General features: G+C 68.0%; 16 protein-coding genes and 2 pseudogenes. 9 read left to right on the top strand and 9 right to left on the bottom strand.

The window, feature by feature from the left end:
- Window positions 1-165: 165 nt before the first annotated feature.
- The 5 genes from E4A48_RS20755 to E4A48_RS00145 form a co-directional block, all read right to left on the bottom strand.
- Window positions 166-300 carry a hypothetical protein gene (locus E4A48_RS20755; RefSeq protein WP_256055989.1) on the bottom strand — a complete coding sequence of 45 codons (135 nt, stop codon included), beginning with the start codon at window positions 298-300 and terminating at the stop codon, window positions 166-168.
- A 324-nt stretch (window positions 301-624) separates the two neighbouring features.
- Window positions 625-1,455: an S-formylglutathione hydrolase gene (fghA, locus tag E4A48_RS00160; protein WP_142741651.1), complete on the bottom strand. Its 831-nt coding sequence runs from the start codon at window positions 1,453-1,455 to the stop codon at window positions 625-627.
- A 22-nt stretch (window positions 1,456-1,477) separates the two neighbouring features.
- Window positions 1,478-2,050, bottom strand: a complete 573-nt coding sequence (gene gfa / locus E4A48_RS00155) for an S-(hydroxymethyl)glutathione synthase (protein WP_142741650.1) — start codon at window positions 2,048-2,050, stop codon at window positions 1,478-1,480.
- A 69-nt stretch (window positions 2,051-2,119) separates the two neighbouring features.
- Window positions 2,120-3,229: an S-(hydroxymethyl)glutathione dehydrogenase/class III alcohol dehydrogenase gene (locus E4A48_RS00150; protein ID WP_039006002.1), complete on the bottom strand. Its 1,110-nt coding sequence runs from the start codon at window positions 3,227-3,229 to the stop codon at window positions 2,120-2,122.
- 42 nt (window positions 3,230-3,271) lie between these two features.
- Window positions 3,272-3,547, bottom strand: coding sequence for a metal/formaldehyde-sensitive transcriptional repressor (locus E4A48_RS00145; protein ID WP_058196790.1), 276 nt, complete (start codon window positions 3,545-3,547; stop codon window positions 3,272-3,274).
- A gap of 365 nt (window positions 3,548-3,912) precedes the next feature.
- Between E4A48_RS00145 and E4A48_RS00140 the strand changes: the two genes are divergently transcribed.
- From E4A48_RS00140 to E4A48_RS21510, 3 genes and pseudogenes are all read left to right on the top strand, one after another.
- Window positions 3,913-4,629 (top strand): response regulator, encoded by a 717-nt coding sequence (locus tag E4A48_RS00140; RefSeq protein ID WP_058196796.1) that lies wholly within the window; start codon window positions 3,913-3,915, stop codon window positions 4,627-4,629.
- Window positions 4,626-4,953: pseudogene (locus E4A48_RS21515) on the top strand (two-component sensor histidine kinase); the annotation flags it as partial. The gene E4A48_RS00140 and the pseudogene E4A48_RS21515, both read left to right, overlap by 4 nt.
- Before the next feature lie 274 nt (window positions 4,954-5,227).
- A pseudogene (locus E4A48_RS21510) lies at window positions 5,228-6,184 on the top strand (ATP-binding protein); the annotation flags it as partial.
- Window positions 6,185-6,188: 4 nt separating this feature from the next.
- Here the strand turns inward: E4A48_RS21510 and E4A48_RS00130 are convergent.
- The 3 genes from E4A48_RS00130 to E4A48_RS00120 all read right to left on the bottom strand — a co-directional run bounded on the left by E4A48_RS00130 (window position 6,189) and on the right by E4A48_RS00120 (window position 9,230).
- Entirely contained in the window at window positions 6,189-7,172 is a 984-nt protein-coding gene (locus E4A48_RS00130) for a hypothetical protein (protein WP_142741649.1), read from the bottom strand.
- Window positions 7,172-7,726: a nucleoid-associated protein gene (locus tag E4A48_RS00125; protein WP_142741648.1), complete on the bottom strand. Its 555-nt coding sequence runs from the start codon at window positions 7,724-7,726 to the stop codon at window positions 7,172-7,174. Before E4A48_RS00125 ends, E4A48_RS00130 begins: the two co-directional genes overlap by 1 nt.
- 139 nt (window positions 7,727-7,865) lie before the next feature.
- Complete coding sequence (locus tag E4A48_RS00120; protein WP_039006008.1) at window positions 7,866-9,230, bottom strand: glutamate--cysteine ligase; 1,365 nt, start codon at window positions 9,228-9,230, stop codon at window positions 7,866-7,868.
- A gap of 220 nt (window positions 9,231-9,450) precedes the next feature.
- Here E4A48_RS00120 and E4A48_RS00115 point away from each other — a divergent pair, with 220 nt between their 5' ends.
- The 3 genes from E4A48_RS00115 (at window position 9,451) to E4A48_RS00105 (ending at window position 12,286) form a co-directional block, all read left to right on the top strand.
- Window positions 9,451-10,146, top strand: a complete 696-nt coding sequence (locus E4A48_RS00115) for a VIT1/CCC1 transporter family protein (RefSeq protein WP_142741647.1) — start codon at window positions 9,451-9,453, stop codon at window positions 10,144-10,146.
- A gap of 218 nt (window positions 10,147-10,364) precedes the next feature.
- Window positions 10,365-11,195, top strand: a complete 831-nt coding sequence (locus tag E4A48_RS00110; protein WP_142741646.1) for a helix-turn-helix transcriptional regulator — start codon at window positions 10,365-10,367, stop codon at window positions 11,193-11,195.
- A gap of 98 nt (window positions 11,196-11,293) precedes the next feature.
- A complete protein-coding gene (locus tag E4A48_RS00105) occupies window positions 11,294-12,286 on the top strand; it encodes an MBL fold metallo-hydrolase (RefSeq protein WP_142741645.1) in 993 nt (330 codons plus the stop codon).
- A gap of 402 nt (window positions 12,287-12,688) precedes the next feature.
- On the opposite strand, the gene yihA is transcribed toward E4A48_RS00105, so the two are convergent.
- Complete coding sequence (yihA, locus tag E4A48_RS00100) at window positions 12,689-13,312, bottom strand: ribosome biogenesis GTP-binding protein YihA/YsxC (protein ID WP_039006013.1); 624 nt, start codon at window positions 13,310-13,312, stop codon at window positions 12,689-12,691.
- A 129-nt stretch (window positions 13,313-13,441) separates the two neighbouring features.
- On the opposite strand from yihA, the gene E4A48_RS00095 reads away from it, so the two are divergent.
- The 3 genes from E4A48_RS00095 (at window position 13,442) to E4A48_RS00085 (ending at window position 15,925) form a co-directional block, all read left to right on the top strand.
- Entirely contained in the window at window positions 13,442-14,263 is an 822-nt protein-coding gene (locus tag E4A48_RS00095) for a c-type cytochrome (protein WP_142741644.1), read from the top strand.
- An 85-nt stretch (window positions 14,264-14,348) separates the two neighbouring features.
- A complete protein-coding gene (locus E4A48_RS00090) occupies window positions 14,349-14,990 on the top strand; it encodes a thiol:disulfide interchange protein DsbA/DsbL (RefSeq protein ID WP_142741643.1) in 642 nt (213 codons plus the stop codon).
- 116 nt (window positions 14,991-15,106) lie between these two features.
- Window positions 15,107-15,925, top strand: coding sequence for a thiol:disulfide interchange protein DsbA/DsbL (locus tag E4A48_RS00085; RefSeq protein ID WP_039008968.1), 819 nt, complete (start codon window positions 15,107-15,109; stop codon window positions 15,923-15,925).
- Window positions 15,926-15,945 lie beyond the last annotated feature (20 nt).

The following is a 15,945-nucleotide window of genomic DNA, read 5'->3' as shown; positions in this document are numbered from 1 at the left end:
GACCATCGCGTCGCTGCATCAGGCCAGCGATGCGCCAAGCGTCTCTCCAGTCCAGCAGGCGACCAGTGCCGTGGCAGCAACGCTCTCCACCATGCCGCCATCGAGAACGACCGACGCCACTGGTCGGCCTGCAGTGCGCCCAGGATCGCCCGTGCATGGCGCCGCTTACGGCATCGCCGCGCCGATCGCCAACGCCGCACAGGCGCCGAGCAGGGTGCAGGCGCACATCGCCAACGCGCTGAGCGGGCTGCGCCAACGCTGCCGCGGCAACGACAACTCAGGTTTGCGGCAAGCGAGCATGGCGCGACTCCAGTCCGGGAAGACACGATGGCGAAGGCCGAGGAATCTAGCTGCGCCCGGTCTCAGCCGGCGCGACCGCATTCGCACAATCGCGCATTGGACGATGCGCCGCGCATTTGTTTACCAGCAACACCGGCACGCGAGCGGATTGCCATGCAATTGCCACTGCAGCGTCATCGTGCCGCAGCGATCGCGATGGCTTGGCAGCGGCGAGCACTGGCCGGCGCCGTCATGGAAACGCCGCCGCAAGACGGCGCCATCCACCGATGCCACGCATGCGTCAGGCGGCGCCCGACATATCCGGTGCGCCGCCGCAGTCGCCGCTCAATCCTGCAGCGCGCGCGCGTGGTGGGCGATGTGCTCGCCGATGAAGCTGCCGATGAAGTAGTAACTGTGGTCGTAACCGGGCTGCAGGCGCAGCGTCAGCGGATAGCCGGCGGCATCGGCTGCGGCCTGCAGCAATTGCGGCTGCAGCTGCTTGTCGAGGAATTCGTCGCCGCCGCCCTGGTCGATCAGCAACGGCAAGCGCTCGCTCGCCTCGGCGATCAGCGCCGTGGCGTCGTAAGCCTTCCAGCTGGCGCGATCCTCGCCCAGGTAGGCGGCGAACGCCTTCTCGCCCCACGGCACCTGGCTCGGCGCCACGATCGGCGAGAACGCCGACACGCTGCGATAGCGGCCCGGATTCTTCAACGCGATCACCAGCGCGCCGTGGCCGCCCATGGAATGACCGCTGATCGCGCGCCGGCCATTGTGCGGGAACTGCGCTTCGATCAACTCAGGCAGTTCCTGCACCACGTAGTCGTACATGCGGTAGTGACTGGCCCACGGCTCGCGGGTCGCGTTGACGTAGAAACCGGCGCCCTTGCCCAGGTCGTAGCCGTCGGCGTCGGCGACGTCGTCGCCGCGCGGGCTGGTGTCCGGCGCGACCAGGATCACTCCGTGCTCGGCGGCATAGCGCTGCGCGCCGGCCTTGGCGATGAAATTCTGCTCGGTGCAGGTCAGTCCGCTGAGCCAGTACAGCACCGGCAGCGCGGCGTGCTCGGCCTGCGGCGGCAGGTACACGGCCACGTTCATCGTGCAGGCGAGCACGGCCGAGTCGTGGCGATAGACGTCCTGCCAGCCGCCGCAGCAGGCATGGTGTTCGATGCGTTCCATGGAATGGGATACCGGATAGGTTTCAGTGCAGCACGCCGCTCTTGCGCGCGAAGTGGGTGGCGATCGCGCCCATCAACGGCGGCGACAGGCAGTCGTGCGCCTCCAGCTTCAGTTCGCGCAGCCGGCTGCGCACGCCGTCCATCGCTTCGGGATGGGTGCCGCTTTCGATGATCGAGGACACGAACGCCGCAAAGCCCGGTGCCGACCAGCCCTGCTGCGGCGACAGCTCGGTATGGATGAAGTCCAGCCCATGGAACGCATGCTCGGTGTTCTCGATGCGCCCGTATATGTGCACGCCGCAGCCGGTGCAGGCATGGCGCCGGATGGTCGCGCGCTCGTCGACCACCTTCAGTTTCTCCTCGTGCGCTGTGACCTTGACTTTGTCGCGGCCCACCACCGCCATCACCGGGAAGGTCGCGCCTTTCGGCTCCCAGCACTTGGTGCAACCGCAGGCGTGGTTGTGGGCGGTCTGCGCTGCAACCTCCACGGTCACCTTGTCGCTGGCGCAGTGGCATTCCAGGGTGCCGCCCTGGAAATTCTCCGCACCCGGGTGTACCCCGCTGTCCACCGACGGATGAATCGTTACGGCGCTCATCATGCCCCTCCCGGGTTCGTTGCGTACCTGCATGCGCGGAAGCAGCCGCGCGCCAGACTGACCGTCAGGTCAAAAATGGATCACGGTGCGGATCGACTTGCCTTCGTGCATCAGGTGGAAGGCTTCATTGATCTCTTCCAGCGGCATGGTGTGGGTGATGAACGGATCCAGATCGATCTCGCCATGCATCGCCTGCTCCACCATGCCCGGCAATTGGGTGCGGCCCTTGACGCCGCCGAACGCGCTGCCACGCCACACGCGGCCGGTGACCAGCTGGAACGGACGCGTGCTGATCTCCTGGCCGGCGCCGGCCACGCCGATGATGACGCTCTCGCCCCAGCCCTTGTGGCAGCACTCCAGCGCCGAGCGCATCACGTGCACGTTGCCGATGCACTCGAAGCTGAAGTCCACGCCGCCATCGGTCAGCTCGACGATGAACTCCTGGATCGGCTTGCTGTAGTCCTTCGGGTTGATGCAATCGGTGGCGCCCATGCTGCGCGCCAGGTCGAACTTGCCCGGGTTGGTGTCGATGGCCAGGATGCGCCCGGCCTTGGCCTGCACCGCGCCCTGGATCACCGCCAGGCCGATGCCGCCCAGGCCGAACACGGCCACCGAGTCGCCCGGCTTGACCTTGGCGGTGTTGTGCACTGCGCCGATGCCGGTGGTGACGCCACAGCCGAGCAGGCACACCTTCTCCAGCGGCGCCTCCGGATTCACCACCGCCAGCGAGATCTCCGGCACCACGGTGTATTCGCTGAAGGTGCTGCAGCCCATGTAGTGGAAGATCGGCTGGCCGTTGTAGGAAAAGCGCGTGCTGCCATCGGGCATCAAGCCCTTGCCTTGGGTGGCGCGCACGGCCTGGCACAGATTGGTCTTGCCGGACAGGCAGAACTTGCACTTGCGGCATTCCGCTGTATACAGCGGGATCACGTGGTCGCCGACCTTGACACTGGTCACGCCCTCGCCGATCGCCTCGACGATGCCGCCGCCTTCATGGCCGAGCACGGCGGGGAAGATGCCTTCCGGATCTTCGCCGGACAGCGTGAACGCATCGGTATGGCAGACGCCGGTGTGGGTGATGCGGACCAGCACCTCGCCCTGACGTGGCGGTTCGACGTCGATCTCCACGATCTGCAGCGGCTGGCCGGCTTCGAAGGCGACGGCGGCACGGGATTTCATCAGGTTTCTCCTGGAAGAACGGGGTGGGTCGTGGGGTTCGGATCACTTCAGATAGGAGCGCACCAGCATGCCCATCTCGCGCACGCGCGCAGCGCGCTGCGTCTCCGAGGCGGCGGGGTGGCCGAATTCTTCGCGGATATGCGCCTGCATCACTTCCGACATCAGGCCGTTGACCGCACCGCGGATCGCAGCGATCTGCTGCAGCACCGCCGCGCAATCGGCGCCGCCATCCAGGGCGCGCTCCAGCGCCTCGGCCTGTCCGCGCACGCGGCGGATGCGGGCCAGGACGCGTTTCTTCTCGTGCGGCGTGTGCGGCATGCGGCGACCTGGAAACTATACTGGGGGACAGTATATGCCTCTTCCGGCAAAAGAGAACGCCCGCACCATCCTGATCGCATGAACGGTCGGGAACTTCCTCATCCTGGCCCCACCTTCTCGAACGAAGCAGTCTCCTCGAAAGCCAGGACGGTCCACCTCCAAACCGGATGCAACGTCAGCACTTTGTGTCTGCACGTGTCTGAATACGCCACAAACCGGCCATGAGTCCACTGCAGACGCTGCCTATCATGCTCCCGCGATCACGCGCCGCCTTGCCCCAGCAGCGATGGCCTGCCCGCACCGGTTCCAGGCGGCAGCGGCCGCGCCTAGACTGGCTGTACTCCGAACGGCCGCCCTTCAAGATCATGGATATGCAATCGTTCATTCTGGTGGTCGACGACGACCCCGATCTGCGCCGGCTTATCAGCGAGTTCCTGCAAGAGCACGGCTACCAGGTGGAAGCGGCGGAAAACGTCGCCGACATGCGCAGGCTGATGGCGATACGCCAACCCGACCTGGTGATCCTGGACGTGATGATGCCCGGCGAAGACGGCCTCAGCGCCGCGCGGCAGCTGGCCAGCGAGCGCGGCGCGCCGGCGGTGATCATGCTCAGCGCGCTGGGCAGCGACACCGACCGCATCATCGGCCTGGAAGTGGGCGCCGACGACTACCTGGCCAAGCCGTGCAATCCGCGCGAACTGCTGGCGCGCGTGCGCGCACTGCTGCGTCGTAGCCAGGCGGCGACGCTGCTGCCGGAGGCGCGCGGCAACGTCTACGAATTCGCCGGCTGGCGCCTGGACGTGATCCGCCGCGACCTGCGCGACCCCACCGGGATCTTCATCAACCTCTCCGACGGCGAGTTCGCCCTGTTGCGCACCTTCGTCGAACATCCGCAACGGGTGCTCAGCCGCGACCAGTTGCTCGACTACGCGCGCGGCCGCGACACCGAGGTCTACGACCGCGCGATCGACAGCCAGATCAGCCGCCTGCGCCGCAAGATCAACGAACGCGTGCAGACAGAACTGATCCGCACCGTGCGCAACGAGGGCTACATGCTGCTGCCGAGCGTCGCCCGGCTGTGAGCACGCCCAAGCAGCGGGGTCGCCGCGGCGTCTCGATCTTCGCCCGCACCTTCCTGCTGCTGCTGGCCGCCCTGCTGACCGCGCAGCTGATCGGCATCGCCTTGCTGGTGCTGCGCACGCCGGTCTACGAAATGCCGGTGCATCCGCCGGAAGTGATCGCGCTGCTGACCACCAAGATGCCGGCCGGCACGCAGACGTTGAAGGTGCACGCCTCCAGGCAGGCGCCGCTGCCGGCGCCGGGGCAGGTCCGCGACCGCTTCGCCGAATTCATGCTGACCAACTGGCTGGACGTGGCGCCGGAACAGGTGCGCTTCTATCGCAGCGGCGACGAGAAGTTTCCTAACCGGACCTTCACTCCGGAAGAACGGGTCCGCCTGCGACCACGCTTCGGCCCGCCCGGCGACGCGCGCTTCCTGCACGATGCAGCGCCATCGTTTGCCAACGCCGACGCACCGCCGCAGGCGCCATTCGACCCCGGCACAGATCCAGGCGCAGACGCACTGCCGCCGGCTCCGCCGCCAAACAGCAACGCCCCCCCGGCGGTCTCGGTACCGCACTGCGCGCAGCCGGTTCGCGCTGGCGCGAGCGCGGCCTGGCCCCTGCATCGCCGTTGCTCGGCGGCTTCACTGCCGCATTGCAGCAACCCGACGGCCGCTGGCGCAGCGTGGTGTCGCCGCCGCGGCGTTTCTCCGCCGCGTTCAAGACCCAGGTCGCGCTGCTGTTCGTGGCCGGCCTGCTGGCGATGTTGCCGCTGGCGTGGTGGTTCTCGCGCGCGCTGGCCGCGCCGATCCGCCGCTTCGCCGAAGCCGCCGACCGGCTCGGCCGCAATCCCGATGCGCAGCCGCTGCAGCGCAGCGGTCCCAGCGAAATCGTGCAGGCCGCCGACTCGTTCAACGCCATGCAGGCGCGCCTGAACCGCCTGATCAACGAGCGCACGCACATGGTCGCGGCGATCGCCCACGACCTGCGCACCCCGCTGGCGCGCCTGGCGTTCCGCCTGGAAGGCCTGCAGCCGCCGCTGCGCGACAAGACCATCGCCGACATCGATGAAATGAAGGCGATGATCTCCGCAGCGCTGGACTTCATCCACAACGAAAGCCGCCGCAGCACCCGCGCACCGCTGGATTTCCGCCTATTGGTGGAGAGCGTGGTCGACGACGCCAGCGACACCGGCGCCGAGGCGAGCTTCGTCGCTGGTCAGGCCATCACCCTCGATGGCGATCCGTTGTCGCTGCGGCGGATGGTGATGAACCTGCTCGAGAACGCACTGAAGTACGGCAAGCGCGCGCGCCTGCAACTGCACCGCGACGGCACCGACTGCGTGCTGTGGATCGACGACGACGGCCCCGGCATCGACCCGACACAGCACGAGAAACTGTTCCTGCCGTTCTTCCGCGGCGAGAACTCGCGCAACCGCGACACCGGCGGCATCGGCCTGGGCCTGTCGGTCGCGCACAGCATCGTGCTCGCCCACGGCGGCGAGATCACCCTGACCAACCGCCCCGAGGGTGGGCTGCGGGTGCGCGTGGAGTTGCCGTGCCAGGCGGTGGCGTGAGCATTCAGGGCAAATGGCCTGCAAGCGCCGCGTAACCCCGACCGTGGTGCTCTGGCACGGCTGCAGGCCCGCTGCGCTGCGCGTGCCTTTCCCGCTGCAGCGCGGCCTTCATCCGGGCAAGACCGGTGGGATTGGGCCACCCTGTGAACGTATCGAGAATGGTGTCGCCACGCATCAGATAGAACGTCGGCGTATCGATACTTTTCAGAAACTTCCAGTCGTTGCGTCGATACATCAGATGCATCGGCAAGGTCGGCTGGCCCCGATTCCACGCCAGGATCCCATCGACGGGCGGAGTCGGGCCAGGCGCGACAAGCAACACGAGCACCTCCCGCAACCAACGGTCGTCCTCGTTGGCGACGATCTCAGCGAGCCCGTTCACCGAGAAATGGCAATCCGGATGGACAACGGCGAACACGGCCAGGCGACGCTCGCGCGATGCGAGAGAGCGCACCACGGCATGCGTCGGCGAGTCGATGTCGATCACACGCCGGGAATCGGCCTTCTGCGCAAACGAAAGCGCGGGCAAAGGCGCGACCGGCCGAGTGGGCAATGACGCCAGTATCCGGTTCGCCTCGTCGAAGCGGCTAATCGAAGCCAAGGCTTCGGCATAGGAGATGACATGCCAGCGGGTAATCCGCCCTTGCGCTTGCAGCCGCCGGTACAGACAACCGATCTTGCGCACATGCCTGGGGTCGAACGAATACCCCTCGGCAAGCACTGTCGCCCTGAACAGATCGTCGTCGTGGATAGGGGCGCCAGCCTTGCCGCAGGGATCGATGGCGCCGGCGATGCGTTCGTACCTGTCCACGACCGCCTCGGCTCGCTGCGCACCGGACTGATCGCGCAGACTCTCGTTGTAGTCCGCCAGCGCATCATAGAGCGAAGGCTCAGGCACCTCTGGTGCCGCTGCAGCACAGACCAAAGGCGCCACCATCGCAAGGATGGCGGCGCCGACAAGACACCCCAAGGGGCGCGACAAGGGCATCAGCAAGCACTCATGCAAATGGTACCCACACTCTCCACGCAGTTGTGCGGGCTTTCACATTTGTAATCGTTGTGATCCTCATCTGGCCCCCTTCCAGGAGTCGGGAAGGCCCGATTCACGTTTATATCCTCCTCCCCATCAACACGCATCTTGTGCATGGAGGAAATCGTGCTCTCCAGGCCGAATAGCGACAGCAGACGATAGGCCTGGCTTGCAGAAAGTTCCGCTTCGATATCGCTGTAAGTGAACGATGTCACGCCTGTCTCATTGAACCTCAACGACTCGACGAAGCGTTTCTTTGCAGCAGGAGAAAGCAGGTTGAGCGGGCTGGACGCATCCTCTTTCGCCAGGTATTCCTTGAGCAATGCGGCAGAATGGATCGGCGCGGTTCTCAACCGCAATGCCTTTTGCTCGGCCTGCGCATCCGTCAACTCGGCAGCCATCTGTTCGGCAGCGGCATCAAGCGGATGATCTTTGGCTTTGCCGCAAGGACTCAGAAAAAGTCCCGCGCAAAACAACAAGGCGACGAGCATCCCATTTATCTTCTGGCTCATAAGTACCCCTTAGCGAATTCAATTCCCCCCTGTGACGGGTACTCTACCCACCCATTTTTTTGGCTTCAACTCTTACCGCTGAAACAGGAGCGTGATGCTGCGCATACCGCCGAACCGCAGCGGCGCAGATCCGCTCAAGTCAGTACGCGAACTCGGAGAACACCGGATCCACATCCCCCTGCCACGCACCGTGATACAGCGCCAGCTTGCGCTCGGCCGCGGTCTCGCCGGCGTGCAGGATCTCCACCAGCGGTTCCAGGAAGCGCGATTCGTCCTGGCCGTCGCCGTTCAGGCGGGCGCGGCGGCGCAGGCCGTTCAGGGCGATCTTCACCGATTCGGCGGCGAGGTCCTGCACGCTGCCGTTGCGGAACGGCAGCTTCAGCGCCTGCTTCGGCACGCCGTCGCGCAGCGCGTGGCGTTCGACCAGGCTGAAATCCTTGACCAGGTCCCAGGCCGCGTCCAGCGCGGCATCGTCGTACAGCAGGCCGACCCAGTACGCCGACAACGCGCACAGCCTGCCCCACGGGCCGGCGTCGGCGCCGCGCATTTCCAGGTATTTCTTCAGCCGCACTTCCGGGAACGCGGTGGTCATGTGATCGGACCAGTCGCGCAGCGTCGGCAGCGCACCCGGCAGCGCCGGCAACTTGCCCTGCATGAAGTCGCGGAAGCTCTGCCCGCTGGCATCGACGTAGGTGCCGTCGCGGTAGGAGAAGTACATCGGCACGTCCAGCAGGTAGTCGACATAGCGCTCGTAGCCGAAGCCGCCCTCGAACACGAAGTCGAGCATGCCGGTGCGGTCGGCATCGGTGTCGGTCCAGATATGCGAGCGATAGCTGAGGTAGCCGTTGGGCTTGCCCTCGGTGAACGGCGAGTCGGCGAACAGCGCGGTGGCGATCGGCTGCAGCGCCAGCGACACGCGGAATTTCTTGATCATGTCCGCTTCGCTGGCGTAATCCAGGTTGACCTGCACCGTGCAGGTGCGGGTCATCATGTCCAGGCCGAGCGAGCCGACCTTGGGCATGTAGTGTTTCATGATCTGGTAGCGGCCCTTGGGCATCCACGGCATTTCGTCGCGGCGCCACTTCGGCTGGAAGCCCATGCCGAGGAAGCCCAGGCGCAGTTCGTCGGCGACCTGCTTGACCTCGTTGAGGTGGCTGCCCACTTCCACGCAGGTGTCGTGGATGGTCTCCAGCGGCGCGCCCGACAGTTCCAGCTGCCCGGCCGGTTCCAGCGTCACCGAGGCGCCGTCGCGCAGCAGCGCGATGGTGTGTCCGCCTTCGCGTACCGGCTCCCAGCCGAAGCGGGTCAGGCCGGTCAGCAGGGCCTCGATGCCGCGCTCGCCGTCGAAGGTCGGCGGGCGCAGGTCGTCCAGGCGGAAGCCGAACTTCTCGTGTTCGGTGCCGATGCGCCACTGCGCTTCGGGCTTTTCTCCGGAGGCCAGCACCTCGACCAGTTCGGTGCGATCGGTGATCGGCGTCTCGGCAACGTGGCTGGGGCTCGACAAGGGCAGGCTCGCACGGAAGAGGGGGCGATGTGGGGATGGCCCGCCAGCATCGCAAGGGCCGCACTATAGCGTGACCGGCGCGAAGCCCACATCGCTACCGGCGGTGCTGCAGCATTCCACGATCCGCGTGCCTGGCAGCGGCGAGAGTGAGACGCAGCAGCGCCGGCCGCGCAGCGCTGGGCTAGGCTGCAGGCCTGTTCCCCCACCGTGCAGGCATCCAATGCGCCCCTCCCATTCCGAACTGCATCGCGGCGACCGCGCCGGCTGGCTGCGCGCGGCGGTGCTCGGCGCCAACGACGGGATCCTGTCGGTGGCCGGGCTGGTGGTCGGCGTAGCCAGCAGCGGTGCGCCGGCGCCCGCCGTGCTGGCGACCGGCATCGCCGGCCTGGTCGCCGGCGCGATGTCGATGGCCGCCGGCGAATACGTCTCGGTGCAGTCGCAGGTGGATACCGAACGCGCCGACCTGGCGATCGAGCGCCTCGAACTGCGCGAGGATCCGCAAAGCGAGCTGGACGAACTGTCCGGCATCTACCGCCAGCGCGGGCTGGACGCGGCGCTGGCGCGCCAGGTCGCCGAGCAGCTGACCGCGCACGATGCGCTGGGCGCGCATGCGCGCGACGAACTGGGCATCACCGACACCCTGCGCGCGCGGCCGCTGCAGGCAGCGCTGGCGTCGGCGGCCGCGTTCTGCTGCGGTGCGGCACTGCCGATCCTGGCCGCGCTGCTGGCGCCGGCCGGCAAACAAGTGTGGGTGACCGGCGCGGCGACGCTGCTCGGGCTGTCGCTGACCGGCGCCTTGGCGGCACGCGCAGGCGGCGCGTCCGGGGTGCGCGGCGCGCGGCGCGTGGTGTTCTGGGGTGCGGCGGCGATGCTCGCCACCGGCGCGGTCGGCCGTCTGTTCGGCGTGCAGATCTGATCCGACGCTGCACAGCCTGCACCAAGGCGATTCCTTTCCGGCATTGCAGCGCGCCAGACGGCCTCCATCCAGCGGTGGCGACACGGACCACGGCGCCACCCCCATCGCGACTGCAATCACCTTCGGCCGCTTCGGATCGGAAATACGCCGACCGCGGGCCGCATCATTTCAGCGACGCCGCGCATGCGCCGCTACGCACTGCGGTAGCACCGCCAGCGATGGCCGACACCCACGACCCCGAATTCCTGCTGCTCGCGCGACTGGCGACGCTGGTGGAGTGCGAACGCGCCGAAGGCTACGCCTGCATCGCCGCGCGCCGCGAACACGGGGCGCACTCGGTGGACATTCTTCGGCCGCAGCTGGCGATCCTGCTGCAAGGCCGTAAGCAGGTGCGCACGGCGACGCAGGCGCTGGAGTTCGCGCCGGGCGATCTGTTCCTGATCACCCGGCGCTGCCGCATCGACGTGGTGAATATCCCAGACCCGCACAGTGGCATCTATCTGAGCGCGGTGATCCCACTGTGCGAGGAAGCGCTGAGCGCCGCACGCATGCTGTGGAACGAGCCACTGCCCGCGGCCGGCGCGGAACTGGCGCGGCTGCGCGCGGTCGAGTTCGGCAGCGCATTGCTGCAGTGGCGGCAGGCAATGCAGCAAGGCCACTACACCGAAGCCAGGCTGGCGCTGGCGTCGCTGGTGGTGGCGTTCTGCCGCCGCGGCCATGGCAGCCTGCTGCTGCCGCCGGCACCCAGCATCGCCGCGCAGGTGCGTGAGTTGATCGCAGCGCAGCCGCAGCGCGCATGGCGAGCGCACGATCTCGAAGACAGCCTGGGCCTGAGCGGGGCGACCTTGCGCCGGCATCTGGCCGGCGAGCGCACGTCGCTGCGCGAACTGATCACCGACGCGCGCCTGGCGCATGCGATGGAACTGCTCTACACCACGCGCTGGCCGCTGAAGACGGTGGCCGCGCGCGCCGGCTACCGTTCCACGCGCAACTTCAGCCAGCGCTTCCAGCAGCGCTACGGCCTGGATCCGGCGCGCTTCGGCAATTAGGACTGAGCGCCGCACGCAGCCGAATGAGCGAATCGCGCCGCCCCGCACGCGCAGCATGCAGGCACCGCGGCGAACGCCGCTTCCGCTGGAATCTCTCGATGCCTGTTTCCATCTCGCGCCCGCTAGCCCTGCTGGCGCTGGCCGCCGCGATCGCCTTGCCGCTGCTGCCGGCCGCCCGTGCCGCCGCGCCGGCCGCACCCGTCCAGCAAGTACCCGGCGTCTACCGCCAGGCGATCGGCAGGCTGCGCGTCACCGCGCTGTTCGACGGTACGGTGCCGCTGCCGCGCGCGCAGTTGTCCAATCTGGACAGCGGCGCGATCGCGCGCCTGCTCGACCATCGCTACATGCCGGAAACCGCGAAGGGCCTGCAGACCGCGGTCAACGCCAACCTGATCCAGGACGGCACGCACCTGACCCTGGTCGATACCGGGACCGCCACCTGCTTCGGTCCCGGCCTGGGCCAGGTGCTGACGAACCTGCGCGCGGCCGGCTACGCGCCGGCGCAGGTGGACGACGTGCTGCTGACCCACGCCCACCCGGACCACTTGTGCGGCCTGCTCGATGCGCAGGGACAGGCGGCCTACCCCAACGCCACGGTATGGCTGAGCGCGGCCGATGCCGCGTACTGGCTGGATCCGGCCAGCGAAGCGAGCGCAGCGCAGATGCTGACGTTCGCGTTCCCGCTGACGCGCGCGGCGGCAGCGCCGTACCAGGCCAAGCACCGGCTGCGCCGCTTCCGTCCCGGCGATGCGTTACCCGGTAATGCGGTGGCGCTGGATACGCATGGGCATACGCCCGGCCACGTGTCCTACCGCTTCGACGGCGGCAGCGGCCAGCAGTTGCTGGTGTGGGGCGATCTGGTGCACTACCACGCGGTGCAGTTCGCGCAACCGCAGGCATCGTACGAGGCCGACAGCGACCGCGCGGCGGCGATCGCCGCACGCAAGCGGACCATGGCCCAGGCCGTCGACGGCGGCTGGTGGGTGGCCGGCGCGCATCTGCCGTTCCCGGGCCTGGGCCACGTGCGCCGCGACGGCGACGCGTTCGCCTGGGTCCCGGCCGAGTTCGCGCCGTTGCCGACGGCGCCTTGAGTGCGACCTTCTTCCCGATGGGAGAAGGAAGAACAGCCGCAGCGCGCCTGAGCCCCTCCCCCACCAGGAGAGGGGTTGGGGTGAGAGTCCAGCGCGAAGCGTCTCGTGGAGTTTGGGTGCACGAGGCTGCGCACGTACCCTCATCCGGCGCTACGCGCCACCTTCTCCCGACGGGAGAAGGGAACAGCCGCTAGCCCCTCTCCCGCCGGGAGAGGGGTTGGGGTAAGGGTCCGGCGCGAAGCGACTCGCGGAGTTCGGGTGGACGAGGCTGCGCCCGTACCTTCGGGCGCCCGGTATTGCACATGCGATGCAGCCAACCCAGATAGAAAGGCCGCGTCTGCTGCTCGCGATCGATCGCAAGCAGCGCGGGCACAAGACGCCGGAGGTCCGGCGCCGGCGCGCTCATTCCGCTGCGTTCGGCTCCACGTCCAGACCCAACCAGCCGCCGACGATGCCACGCGCCTCGTCCACGCCCTGGCGGGTCTCGCCGGAAAACAGCTGCACGCTGACCGTGTCGCCGAAGGAACTGGACAGGTCCTTGCGCACCTGCTGCAGCGCCTGCGCCTGCTGGCCGCGGCCGAGCTTGTCGGCCTTGGTCAACAGCGCATGCGCCGGCAGGCCGCGCTGCACCGCGTAGCCGAGCATCTGCCGGTCGTAGTCCTTCAGCGGGTGGCGGATGTCCATCACCACCACCAGGCCGCGCAGGGCCTCGCGGGTGCGGAAATACTTGTCGATGAACGACTGCCAGTGCGCCTGCAGCTCCAGCGGCACCTTGGCGTAGCCGTAGCCGGGCAAGTCCACCAGATAGCGCTCGGGCTGGATCTGGAAGAACACCAGCTGCTGGGTGCGGCCGGGGGTCTTGGACACGCGAGCCAGCGCGTTCTGCCGGGTGAGCGCGTTCAGCGCGCTGGATTTGCCGGCGTTGGAGCGGCCGGCGAAGGCCACCTCCCAGCCCCCGTCCTCCGGCAGTTGCCGGGGGTTGTGGGCGGAAAGCAGGTATTGGGCACGTTCGATGAGGAGCGACATGGCGCTAGGATCGCACGTCCGCCGGCCCCGGCGGGGTTCGTTGACCGCCAGGGCGCCACGCGCGGATAATCGCGCGAGTGCGGTCGCCGGCCTGGCAGCCGCGGGTTGGGTCACACGGAGCTTCAGCTAATGCGCCACGCTCGCGTTCTTGCCTTTGCCGGTCTAGCCGTTTCCGTCGCCGCTGCGGTGGCGTTCGCACAGACCTCGGTGGTTCCCATTCCCGACAACGCGCCGGTGCGCACCGCGCCGCTGGAAGGAGATGTCGGCAAGGTAGCGTGGGGCGATCCCAAGGCCGGCCAGAGCAAGGCCACGGCGTGCGCCGCCTGCCACGGCGCCGACGGCAATCCGGCGCTGGCGATGTATCCGCGCATCGCCGGCCAGAGCGAGCGCTACAGCGCGCGGCAGATGGCCTTGATCGCGCACGGCGAGCGCACCTCCGGCGCGGTCGCGGCGATGCTGCCGTTCGTGCAGCCGCTCAGCGCGCAGGACATGCGCGATATCGGCGCCTACTTCGCCACGCAGAAAGCCGGCGCCGGTATCGCCGACGACGCAGTGGTCAACGAAGGCCCGTACGCTGGGATGAAGTTCTACGAGGTCGGGCAGCAGCTGTACCGCGGCGGCGATCCGGCGCGCGGGATTCCGGCGTGCATGGGCTGCCACGGCCCCACCGGCGCCGGCAACCCCGGTCCGGCGTATCCGCATCTGGGCGGCCAGCACGCCGACTACGTGACGCGGCGCCTGCAGGAATACCAGTCCGGCACCACCCAGGAACGCGATCCGACCCTGTTCAAGATCATGGCGCAGGTGGCCAAGCCCTTGACCGAGCAGGAGATGAAGGCGCTGGGCAGCTACCTGCAGGGCCTGCACGATCGCGCCAACGATGCGGCCGCGGCGCAGCCCGCGCCGGCACCGGCCGCGCCGCAACCGGCGGCGCCTGCGCAACAATCCTGAGCGCGCGCAGCCGCCGCAGCGCCGCACCGCTTCCCCCCCGCGCCGGTCGTCACGACCGGCGTGCTTTTTTTGCCATGGAGATCGCATGAACCGTCTGCCGCGCCTGCTGCTGTGCCTGCTCACCCTGTTGCCGCTGAGCGCCTGCGCGCAGCCCAAGACCGCCGCCCTGATCGAAAGCGAGGACTACACGCTGATCGCCGAACCGCAGCCGTTCGCGCCGCTGGCCGGCAAGATCGAAGTGGTGGAGGTGTTCGGCTACACCTGCCCGCACTGCGCGCACTTCGAGCCGACCCTGGACGAATGGACGCGCAAGCAGGGCAAGGACGTGCGGGTGACCCTGGTGCCGGCCGCGTTCGGCGGTTTCTGGGACAGCTTCGCCAGCGCCTTCTATGCCGCACAGAAGCTGGGCGTGCAGACCCGCAGCCACCACGACCTGTTCGAGGCGATCCACGAAAAGCACAGCGTGCCGGTGCAGAACGTGGCGCCTGAGGAACTGGCCGCGTTCTATGCCGCGTACGGGGTCAAGCCGCAGGATTTCATCGCCACCTACGAGAGCCCGCAGGTGGCCGTGCAGGTCAAGGCCGCGCGCGACTTTGCCGCGCGCAGCGAGATCCCCGGTACCCCGGCGCTGGTGGTCAACGGCAAGTACCTGGTCAAGGGCAAGAATTTCACGGACATGCTGCGCATCGCCGATGCGCTGGTCGCGCGCGAGCGCCCCGGCAAGTAATCCCGGCCGCACCCGCCACACGGCGCTTCATCCACGCCATGGCATCATGATGGGGTTGCCAGCCGCGCTTCCGGCGCGCTTGGCGTTCGCCCCCCATTCTGCTGGAGATGCCGCCGATGAAGACCCGCTTCGCCCTGACCCTGATGGCCATGCTGCCTATCCTGGTCGCATGCAAGGCCCAGGACGGCACCACCAATACCGTCGCGCCTGCCGCCGCCACGGCGACACCCGCTACCGGCGCCAACGACACCGCCTCGGCTGCCGCTGCCGGGAACGCCGCTCCCGCGACCGACACCACCGCGCAGCCTGCTGCTGACGCTGCGGCCGCACCGGTCGCGGCCCGGACCCCGAACGGCGCCGAACCGGTCGCCGGCACCGACTACATCGACATCCCCGGCGGCCAGCCGTTCCAGCCGACCAATGGCAAGATCGAAGTGGCCGAAGTGTTCGGTTACGTGTGCCCGGCCTGCGCGCGCTTCCAGCCCCAGATCGGCCCGTGGAAGGCCGGCCTGGCCTCGGACGTGCATTTCGTCTACGTGCCAGCGATGTTCGGCGGCACCTGGGACGACTACGCGCGCGCGTTCTACGCCGCCGAAGCGCTGGGCGTGCAGGAAAAGACCCACGACGCGCTGTACAAGGCGATCCACGTCGACGAGACACTGAAGGGCGAACGCGGCCGCGACTCGGTGCAGGACATCGCCGGCTTCTACGCCAAGTACGGCGTGGACCCCAAGCAGTTCGCCGACACCATGGGCAGCTTCGCGGTCAGCACCAAGACCAACCGCGCCAAGCAGTTCGCCATGCGCAGTGGCGTCACCGGCACGCCGTCGCTGATCGTCAACGGCAAGTACCTGGTCAAGGGCAAAAACTACGACGACATCCTGCGCATCGCCGATCACCTGATCGCGCGCGAGCGTGCGGCGCTGGCCAAGTAAGCTCCCGCCCCCACCAGGCC

Source organism: Xanthomonas translucens pv. cerealis (genome assembly GCF_006838285.1).
GTDB lineage: Bacteria > Pseudomonadota > Gammaproteobacteria > Xanthomonadales > Xanthomonadaceae > Xanthomonas_A > Xanthomonas_A cerealis.
Note: the sequence above shows the minus strand (reverse complement) of the source record. Positions and strands in the feature narration are given on the sequence as shown.